The organism is Falsiroseomonas sp. RANM36, assembly GCF_056682175.1.
Genome location: NZ_JBWXTD010000014.1, coordinates 1 through 9,401, shown reverse-complemented (window position 1 = coordinate 9,401; position 9,401 = coordinate 1). Strand labels below are relative to the sequence as shown.

Annotated in this window: 7 protein-coding genes and 1 pseudogene; all 8 read left to right on the top strand. The window is 63.8% G+C overall.

Features of this window, described 5'->3' with window-relative positions; genetic code table 11:
- A pseudogene (locus AC1MIR_RS27320) lies at nucleotides 1-110 on the top strand (IS5/IS1182 family transposase); the annotation flags it as partial.
- A 603-nt stretch (nucleotides 111-713) separates the two neighbouring features.
- Entirely contained in the window at nucleotides 714-2,117 is a 1,404-nt protein-coding gene (locus AC1MIR_RS27315) for a patatin-like phospholipase family protein (RefSeq protein ID WP_480031324.1), read from the top strand.
- Nucleotides 2,118-2,328: 211 nt separating this feature from the next.
- Entirely contained in the window at nucleotides 2,329-2,859 is a 531-nt protein-coding gene (locus tag AC1MIR_RS27310; protein WP_480031323.1) for a hypothetical protein, read from the top strand.
- Nucleotides 2,860-3,010: 151 nt separating this feature from the next.
- A complete protein-coding gene (locus AC1MIR_RS27305) occupies nucleotides 3,011-3,835 on the top strand; it encodes a caspase family protein (RefSeq protein WP_480031322.1) in 825 nt (274 codons plus the stop codon).
- 493 nt (nucleotides 3,836-4,328) lie between these two features.
- Nucleotides 4,329-5,513, top strand: a complete 1,185-nt coding sequence (locus tag AC1MIR_RS27300) for a trypsin-like serine protease (RefSeq protein ID WP_480031321.1) — start codon at nucleotides 4,329-4,331, stop codon at nucleotides 5,511-5,513.
- Nucleotides 5,514-5,578: 65 nt separating this feature from the next.
- Complete coding sequence (locus tag AC1MIR_RS27295; RefSeq protein ID WP_480031320.1) at nucleotides 5,579-6,811, top strand: trypsin-like serine protease; 1,233 nt, start codon at nucleotides 5,579-5,581, stop codon at nucleotides 6,809-6,811.
- A gap of 38 nt (nucleotides 6,812-6,849) precedes the next feature.
- Nucleotides 6,850-8,430, top strand: coding sequence for an ABC transporter substrate-binding protein (locus AC1MIR_RS27290; RefSeq protein ID WP_480031319.1), 1,581 nt, complete (start codon nucleotides 6,850-6,852; stop codon nucleotides 8,428-8,430).
- A 44-nt stretch (nucleotides 8,431-8,474) separates the two neighbouring features.
- Nucleotides 8,475-9,311 (top strand): Bug family tripartite tricarboxylate transporter substrate binding protein, encoded by an 837-nt coding sequence (locus tag AC1MIR_RS27285; protein ID WP_480031318.1) that lies wholly within the window; start codon nucleotides 8,475-8,477, stop codon nucleotides 9,309-9,311.
- Nucleotides 9,312-9,401 lie beyond the last annotated feature (90 nt).

Here is a 9,401-nt window from a genome sequence, read left to right as displayed (position 1 = left end):
GCAACCGCCGTCTCGCGAAGGACTTCGAGGCCTCCCTCGCCTCCGCCGAGGCCTTCCTCTACGCCGCCTCCGTCATGCTCCTGCTACGGCGCATCGCCCGTTGCACATGAGATTCGAGACAGGCTCTTAGGCTCGGAGGCTGGCTCTCGGAACCGCAAAACACATCGAGAATGTCGCGATTCTGCCGGGAGATCCTGAACAGACCAAATCTCTACATCGTCACGGAGGCCTTCCGTGTCTCTCGCGGGCGCTATGATCTCTATGGTGCTGACCGTCAGAAGATCGATCTTTCGATTCCTACTAACCCGTACATCTCGGTCACCGGGTCCGGCGCTGGAACCCGAATTGCGAATGGCGGTATCGAATTCGATCGTCCCTACTACGTCGCGGTGCGAAACGTCCGCCCAATCGATGCAGGCTTAATGGGGCCTGCCTCTGTCGGCAGTAGCGGCCCAACACCTGCTGCAGCGCCCGACCGTAGGATAGACCCGCTGCTGCAAGGTACTGTCGTTGCGCCCGCGCGTCCTGCCCAACTTATCGAAAGAGGTACTAGTCGAAATGACGCAGAGGTTGGGCGTCGACGCACTCCTGCCCCTGTGGCGCGCTGAGCCATGCTCGTCCCGCGCGGGCAAGTAGTCACGGCAAGTTCGGGAGGAAGTACGCCTTCTTCGTCATGCGATCGCGCTAGCGAATGGTGGCCTGGACGGCAATCCTTGAGCAAGCGGTCGCTGCTTCTTGCGGTCTCGATGACACTCGCCGGCTGCGGCCAGAGCCGGCAAGGCCAGCACTGCGCACGAGTTGGATCATTTGCGCCCGGCGCTCCGCTGACGGCCGCAGCTCCCTACCTCGCGGAAACACGCGCGCAAACGGGCGAGGCCAGGCTGGTCTTGCTCGGTGATGAGACGGGCGAAGGCATTCGATCCGCCGTCACGGATCGCATTCGGCGAAAGCCGGCCGGCGAGGAGTTCCGCCTCCTTGCGCTGTCAACGGGCGGTGCATACGGCGCCTTCGGCGCCGGCATCCTCCAAGGGCTGCATGAGCGCGACGTGGCGGAGGGCAAACTACCCGAGGCGCCGTGGCGCCGGTTCGACGTCGTCACGGGAGCGAGCACCGGCGCCATGCTCGCACCGCTCGCCTACCTGGGCAGACAAACCGACATCGACCTCATGGTGGAGCGGTACACGCGGCTCACCAACGAGGGAGTGTTTCGCCGGCGCTCGACTGTTGAATATTTGTGGTCAGACAGCCTGCTCGACACCGCCCCGCTGCTGCGCATGCTCAACTCTATCGTCACGCTCGAGCTCCTGCAGGCGATTGCGGACGAGTGGCGAGTCGAGCGGCGTGTGCTGGCTGTCCTCGCTGCCAATGCGGACACGGGCAATTCCGAGGTGTTCGACCTGGGGAGGCTAGCGGCTGGCGAAGGCGGGTTTGGTCAGTTGTCTCCGGAGCAGAGGCGCGACCGTTTCGTAAGAGCGCTTATGGCCTCCGCGGCCATTCCGATCGGCTTCACGCCCGTGTTCGTCGATGGATGCATGTTCGTCGACGGCGGAGTTCGCCAGCACGTGTTTGTCACTTCCGAGGCCGCCCTCGCGCTCGCGGAGGCCGAGGGCTGGGAGGTACAGCGCGGCCGCGAGCCCCGCAGCGGCCAGCCGCTCGCGGTGGTGCGGCCGTCGGGCCAGCCACGCCGCCCGGTTGTGCTCCACCTCCTGGTAAACAACGACCTGCGCCTGACACGCGGCGACACCGACCGCGGCCTGCTGCCCATCGCACAGCGGGTCTTCTCCCTCGTCGTAGACGACGGCATGCGATCGGGCATCGACCGAATCCGCTCAATAGCCAGCGATCTGCGCTGGCAAGTGCGCTACACGGACGCCTACGACCTTACCCGCATCGAGGGCGAAGCCGACCCCGGCCCCGCTCCAATTGGCCCTCCGCCGCATCCGATGCGGGCCGTCGTTCGGGGCGACAACGACGATCTCTTTGACCCGGTGTTCATGGGCCGGCTGCACGAATTGGCCCTCCTCCGGGCCCGCGTTGAAGGAGACCGACTCTGGCAGGATCCTCCCGATACGCCGGCGCCTGCGGTGATCGGGCGGAGGGCAGGGTCGAGGAGATAAGGTTTCGATTTGAAGTACATCCATACCTCACCTCAGGCTGGGGCTATTCCACCGGAAGCGTCGATGCATGGAGCAGTCGATACAGAGCGCCTTGGATCGCCGACGTTTGCCCATCCACCTGCATCGGCGTGGCATGCCGGTCCGCTGGTGTCTTACGCTTCCTCGTGGCCTGCTGGCTCACTGGCGGATGCGGCTGGCTCGAGGTGCCGTCATGCGAAGTCTCACCTATGCGATCGCTTTGGTTTTTGTCGCCAGCGGGGCACACGGGCAGCCGTTCGTGGCCTCGTCGACTGAGTTGAGGGACATGGTTGGCGCGATAGGCTCTTCAGGGCGGGTTCTGGAACTCCAGGTGCCGCAGCAGGCGCAGAACAGTGCTGAGGTCCTCGCAATCCTGCTTGACCGGCGGCGTACAGCGGGGTCGGAAAGGGCCATCGATCCGGCGCTGGCAGACGAGCTGAGAGGGAGCCTCTCGCAGGTCTTCCGCCATAGCGCGCCGGTGCCTCCCCACCTATTCCAGGTCGAGAGCGCGCTCCGCTTTGAGGAGCCAGGTGGGCAGGCGCTGATGCTCATCTGCAAGTCGTGCCAGCAGCCGATCGCTATGATCGCGAGCGAACGGACCGGCTCCGTCGAACTCTCGCCCTACTTCCGCATCGGTTCGATCCAGAGGTTGCTCGAGCGGGCTTCGACGCAGTTCCGCGTAGCACCCTCCGAGCGCCCGGTGATGCCGCTTCCGCGAAACTAATGGCCAAGATTTCTTGGAGGATCTATCGAAGATGCGCCGTCTAGCCGGAATCTGTGTCGCCCTGCTGATGTGTTGGGGCTGTTCGAACGAGACGCGGCCGGTCCCGAACCGTGGCTCAGAGTCCCTGCCTCCACCGACTACGCAAGGAACGATGCGGGTCGTCTATGTGGCTGACACAGTGGATCGCTTCGCCGTACCCGGAGGAGCTACCATTGCTCCTGGTGTGCAGACTAACCTCCGCAACGTCTCCGCTTTTTTCCGCGATGTAGCTCAGCGGCTAGCGCTCAACTACGAACCGATTGAACTCCGCAGTGAGTTGCGGCCAGGTGAGCCAGATCAATTCGACTGCAGCAACGTTATGCGCATCGTCGAGGCTTCCTCTCGAAATTCGGCAGACATCATCTTCTTCTATTACGCTGGTCACGGGGAGAATCGACTTGATCCTCAGGGACGGGCCATCGCAAACGTCTTGGGCCCCGATGGCCGTCCCATCAGCCAGCGAGTTGCTGCCGAGACTCCGTATATGGCGTGCACCGGCGCCGCCGCTCGACCCAACTTGCTCAACATTTCGGAGCAGCTTCAGAGGGCTGCTCCGCGCCTGCTTGTTGTCATGTTTGACTCCTGTAACTCGCTTGGTGAGTACGAGCCGTTCAGCACTCCTGCGGCTGCACCGAGCGGCCGGGAGGCCCGAACCGACGAGCGCCTTATAGAACTATTCCTGAGGCAACGAGGTGTTGTGCATATCACCGGCTCGAAGCCCGGGCAGTACAGCTTCTACAGTTCCAGCGGCGGCATAGCGACCAACCAGTTCTTGAGCGCCATCGTTGACTCCGACCCAAGCACGCCGCTCACTTGGCGGCAGGTGGGCGACGCCTTTAGAGAGGTCGAGGTCACAACCTTCCGGCCTGGCACGCGTGAGCGCCGCCGGTACTGGCAGCAGCCAAACATGCCGTTACCTCGAGCCGAGCGGTCCTGATCATCTTTCACGCAAAGTCCGTCCAGAGAGAGCCGGCTATGCAGGAGAAGCAGACAAAGTTCCCGTACGTGATGCTGCTGAGTTTGCTGGCTGCCGGATGCGCGCTCGGCGGATCCGGCACCACTCTTGACGCAGGGCGGGTTGGCGCAGGGGCTACACCGATAGACGGCTTCGAACTCGCACAGATGCCCGGACGCCGCGGCGAGAACGAGATTCCGGCGCCTGGCACTCCGGGCTCGGGCCCAACTACGCCGCCCGTCGGGCCAACGAGTCCAGAGACAGAGCGTCCAGCCGCCCCGCGAGCGCTTTGGAGAGACCGGAACATGCCTTCGGTGCCCGTGCCGGGGAGCCCGGGGGGCGGGCCGCCTACTAGTCCCGGCGGCCCCAGTACCCCAGGCACAGAGGATTTTCGTCGCAGCGCTCCGGGCGGCTTCGGCGTTCCTACGCGCGAGGGAATCACCGTGGCGCCTACCTTACGATGATCGGCGGAGCAGTGACCGCGACCACCGGCCTCGTCATCCCGGCAGTCCGCGGGCATCACGACAGGTTGGTACGGTCGACTGTCGCAGCCACCCTGCTGGCTGTCATCGCTGCGCTGCTGTCGCCCTGCACTATCGCGTTTGCTCAAGACCTGCGATCGGGCGTTGGGACAGATCCCTACTATGCGGCCGAGCGCACCAGTCCGCCGTCGCCCACGTCCTACAGACACGTCAGGTGCGAGTTGCCTTTCTCGGCGCTACCCGACGGCTATACCGCGTCCGGCCATCTCGCCAAGCCCATCAATTGCAACCAGTTTCGTGAGGTCGTCCTCATCACTGCGCGTAGCTGGACGCGGCCGGATGAGCCGCCCGGCATTTGCTCCGGCACTCTGATCGCCGACCGCTGGGTGCTTACAGCCGCGCATTGCTTCCTTTGGGAGCCTTCTGAAGGCGGCGGAGTGACCTACCTCAGCACGAGAGACGTGGCGCGCCGCTCTGGGCAAGATGCCGCTCATGCCGACCTCCGAAGGCGAAGCGCGCCCGGCAATGCTGTAAGGGTGCAGTTCCCCCGTATCGGCACCGGCCCGACCTGCTCGGACACCAGCGGACCGGAAGATGCGTTCCCTTCACGCACTGTGATCGTCCATCGTAGCTTCACTGGCCGAAGCAGCGACGGGCCATTTCGCCACGATCTCGCGCTAATCGAGTTGCCGGAGCCGGTGGCCGGCCCGTTAGAGATTCAGCCGGCGCGGTTAGCGGCAATACCGGAAGACTTCGACCGCAGAATTACCATAGCCGGCTATGGCTACACTCATGAGAACGGTGGGCAACGTGTTGGCGCGTTGAACATAGGATTCCCGAACGAGATCGACCAAGAAGCGCCGAACGAGGCTCTCTCCTTCTCGCTTGGGGAAGACCCATCAGTGCCGCGCAGCACCTTCTGTCGCGGCGATTCCGGTGGCCCGGCCTTTTTTGGCCGTCATCGCGGCTGCCGCTCACTCGCTGACGAAAGGCGGCCACGTCCGTTAGCAGGTGTCATTTCTCACCTAATGCTCGGGCCTCGACAGCAGGCGGACCGCCTGTACGGCCAAGAGTGCTCTGTCGCTCCCAGGCACCAGTTGGTGTCTGTCGCGACGGCGGAAGCGCAGGACTGGATCTGCCGCAATACAGATCACGCCGTCTTGGGATGTCCACGATGATCCGTTGCTCCACGTTAGCGTCTGGCCGGCGCCGCAGCGAACAAGCCGGCAGATGTGCACGATACATGGCGGCGCTCGCGGTCTCCCTCGCCCTGATGCCGCCCGCTGGGGCTGCGGCAAGCGAGGAGCGGGCGATCACGGAAGCTGGCTCCGCCTCGTTGATGCTGACTCAGGCCTCGCCTGTTCAGCCTTCCGTCCCGGCGGTGACCCTCACTCGGGAACGCGGGACGCCGCAAGCCGGCGGTCAAAGCGGCATTACTGTTCCCGCCGCAGCCCCAATCGAGAGTCAGCAGTCGGAAGAGCCGACGATCGTAAATGCCGGGCTGCCTGTGGCGCGGCGCGAGGATCTCCGATGCGACCTCAGGTTCGATGAACTTCCGGAGGCACGGACGGAATCAGGACGCCTGAATCGGCCCTTCAATCCACACGAATTCAGGGAAGTCGCTTGGCTCTCGACGCGTAGCATCAAGGATCCCCGAGCCGATGCCGACAATTGCTCCGGCACCTTGATCGCTGACCGGTGGATTCTGACCGCGGCCCACTGCTTCTTCTGGGAGGGGCCTGCCGGACCGCAGCGGCAGCACTTTGCGGCCTCGGAGGCTCCGGACCGTGCAGACGTGCGACGCAATCGCGACAGAGTAGTCTGGCAGAACGACGTCCGCTCAAGGATCCAGGTACAGTTCTGGCCGGAACGCCCCGGTGGAGCACTAGACCCGGTCCTATCGAGCCGCGTGATAGTGCATGGACAGTATGGCGGCAGACGCGGCGGCTTCAACAACGACCTCGCGCTCGTCGAGCTCATGGAGCCGGTCCAGCAAGCGCTCCGGATCCAGCCGGCCCGCCTGCCGTCGCGTACCGAGACGACGGAGCTGATCACGATCAGCGGCTACGGGTTTTCGAATGCGCCTGGGCACCGGCTCGGCATTCTCGAGGTCGGCTGGCCGCCGCGCCTAAACCGCCGCTTCGATTCGGCTGACCTTACCTACGACTTTGCGGCGGGCGGACAGGCGCCCTCTGCCAGCGGGTTCTGCCCCGGCGACTCTGGCGGCCCCGCGTTCCTCGGCCGCCATCGGGGCTGCACAACGGCGGAAGAAGCACGACCTCGACCGGTCGCCGGCGTGATCTCTACTCTCACGCAACCCGGTGCACGCCTGAACGAGACAGAAGCCGACCGCTGCCTACGCTCGCCGCGACAGCGCCTCGTTTCGGTCATGACGCCTAGTTCGCGCGACTGGATATGCCGCCACACGGCAGACCTTAGCGGCCGGCCGACAGTGCTGGGCTGCTCGCGGCGCTAGCGCGCAAAGGAGAATGCACGCATCGGGGAAACTTAAAGATGAAGCGACGTGAGATCCTGTTGGTAGGCAGCACTCTGGCAGCACACAGCGCCATCGCGTCGCCGCGTACCTCGCGGCCGGACGGTGCGCGCGTGCTCCGTTTCGTGCCTACTGGCGAACTCACAACCCTCGATCCATTTCGGACAGAGGCTCTCACGGTGCGCAACCACGCCTTCTTGGTGTACGAGCAGCTCTACGGGTTGGATGGCGCGCATCGCGTACATCCCCAAGGCGTTGAAGGCCATCTCGCAGAGGACGACGGGCGACGTTGGACTTTCACGCTCCGCCGCAGCCGAAAATTCCACGACGGCGAGCCGGTCCGTGCGCGAGATGTGGTTGCCTCGATCCGCCGATGGGCCACGCTGGACCGGTTGGCGGGGGAGCACCTGTTGAGTTTGGCGGAGGAGATTGCGCCGATCGACGACCGCCGCTTCCGCATCCGGCTGAGGCGACCCTTTCCGTCCCTACCAGAAACCTTCGCTCGCGTGACTGCGCCCTGCCTTTTCATCTTGCCGGAGCGCGTCGCAGGGGCGCGCGCGCCAGAGGAAATCTCTGATGCCACTGGGTCAGGTCCATTCCGCTTCGTTGGCCATGAGTGGGAACGTGGCCGGCGGGCGGTGTACGAGCGGAACCGGGCGTGGACGCCAATCCCTCGGCCCGTACAAAATGCCATCGGGGCGAACATGTCGTATTTTGCCCGGGTCGAGTGGCACTTCATAGCAGACGCCGCCGCAGCGGCCGCGGCGCTTCACACGGGCGCGGTCGACTGGTGGGAGCAGGTGCCTGTGGATTTGGCTCCCGTGCTAGCGCGAAACCGCCACTTGACGGTGGATGTTTTGAATCCCCACGGCTCCATTGGCTGCTTCCGCCCGAACCATACGACGACGCCGTTTGACAACCCGGGGGCACGGCGCGCGGTAATGAAGGCGTTGAACCAGTCGACGGCAATGCGCGCCGTAATCGGAGATGACTCGAAGCTCTATCGGGACAGCGTAGGTTTTTTTCCGCCTACATCGCCTTTCGCGTCTGACATTGGCCCCGACTGGCTCAATGGAAATTTAGACGAGGCACGGCGCGACCTGGAGGCTGCCGGCGCCGCGGGCGCGAAGCTCCGGTTTTTGCACGCCACCGACATCCCAGCAGTACACAGTATGTCGCTCTACTGCACGGATCTGCTCTGCCGACTAGGGTTCGATGTGGACATAATCGCTGACACCTGGTTCAGAGCGGTCATCCAGCGGCGCCAGAGCCGTGAGCAGCTGAACCGCGATGGATGGTCCGCTTTCGTGACAGTCTCTCCCGGCGAGAACCACCTGACGCCTGTGACGAACAGGCTGCTGCGGGCAGGCGCGCGGGACGCATGGTTTGGCTGGCCTGATATACCTCTGCTCGAGACCCTGCGCGATAACTGGTTTGGGGCGAGAAGCGAAGCAGAGGCCGGTACAGTTGCCCGCGCAATCCAGCGAACAGCCTTCGAAGCGGTGCCGTACGTGCCCCTGGGCCAATACTTTCTGCCTACCGCATATCGCCGCGACTTGGTAGGCGTGCTGAAGGGACCTCCGATGTTTTCGAGCGAATAGAGAGATAAGTGACACGTCATAACGAGCAATAGGAGGGGACCGCTATGCTTCGGCGCTATATGTTTCTGCTACCTAGCATGCTTGCGGCGTCCATCGCGGCTCGGGCGCAGCCTGGAGTTTGGCCGGCCCAGCGCATCACACTGGCGGTGAACACCGGGCCGGGATCGTTGCCAGACGCTGTGGGCCGACTAGTCAGCGACCGCATGAGTGCGCAGCTCGGTCAGCCCGTGGTCACCGAGAATCGTGGTCCGTTATTGCCAGGAATGATCGCCGTTGGACGAGCGCGCAACGACGGCTACACGCTCCTTCTGGGTCCAACGTTGGTGCCGGGCGGTGGTTCGGGCGGAGGCGGTCCAAGTACCCCGCCGACTGGACCGACAAATCCGCCGACCGAGGTGCCACGCCCGATGGTTCTCGTTGGCCCGACTTTCAGCGCCGCGTTTGTTCTACAAGTCAACTCTTCGATTCCCGCTAGAAACGTGGCTGATCTGATCTCCATTACGAAGACGAGCCGTCGCCCCGTTGTTTTTGGGTCGAGCGGAGTTGCAAGTTTCAGTCATCTTTGTCTAGAGCTTTTCAGCGTCCGCGCGGGTGTTGATGTGCAGCATGTGCCCTACCGCGGCTATGCGCCAGCAACACAAGATCTCGTGGCCGGCAACCTCCAAGCGTTGTTTTCTCCCGTATCCGAGGCTCGTTCTTCGATTGAGCGCGGCCAGGTCAGAGCGCTTGCGGTAACGTCGATTGAAAGGCAAGCCCATTTGCCGGGTGTTCCGACACTGTCGGAGAGCGGGTTGTCAGGGTTCGATGCTCGCCTTCGGTATGGAGTGTTCGCGCCGGGAGGAACTGACCCTGCCCCCTTGGATGTCCCCGGCCTGAGCTAGAGTCCGTCGAAGGGAGACGGATGATGAAGCGATCGAGGTTCACGCAGGAGCAGATCATTGGGGTGCTGAAGGAGCACCAGGCGGGCGCGA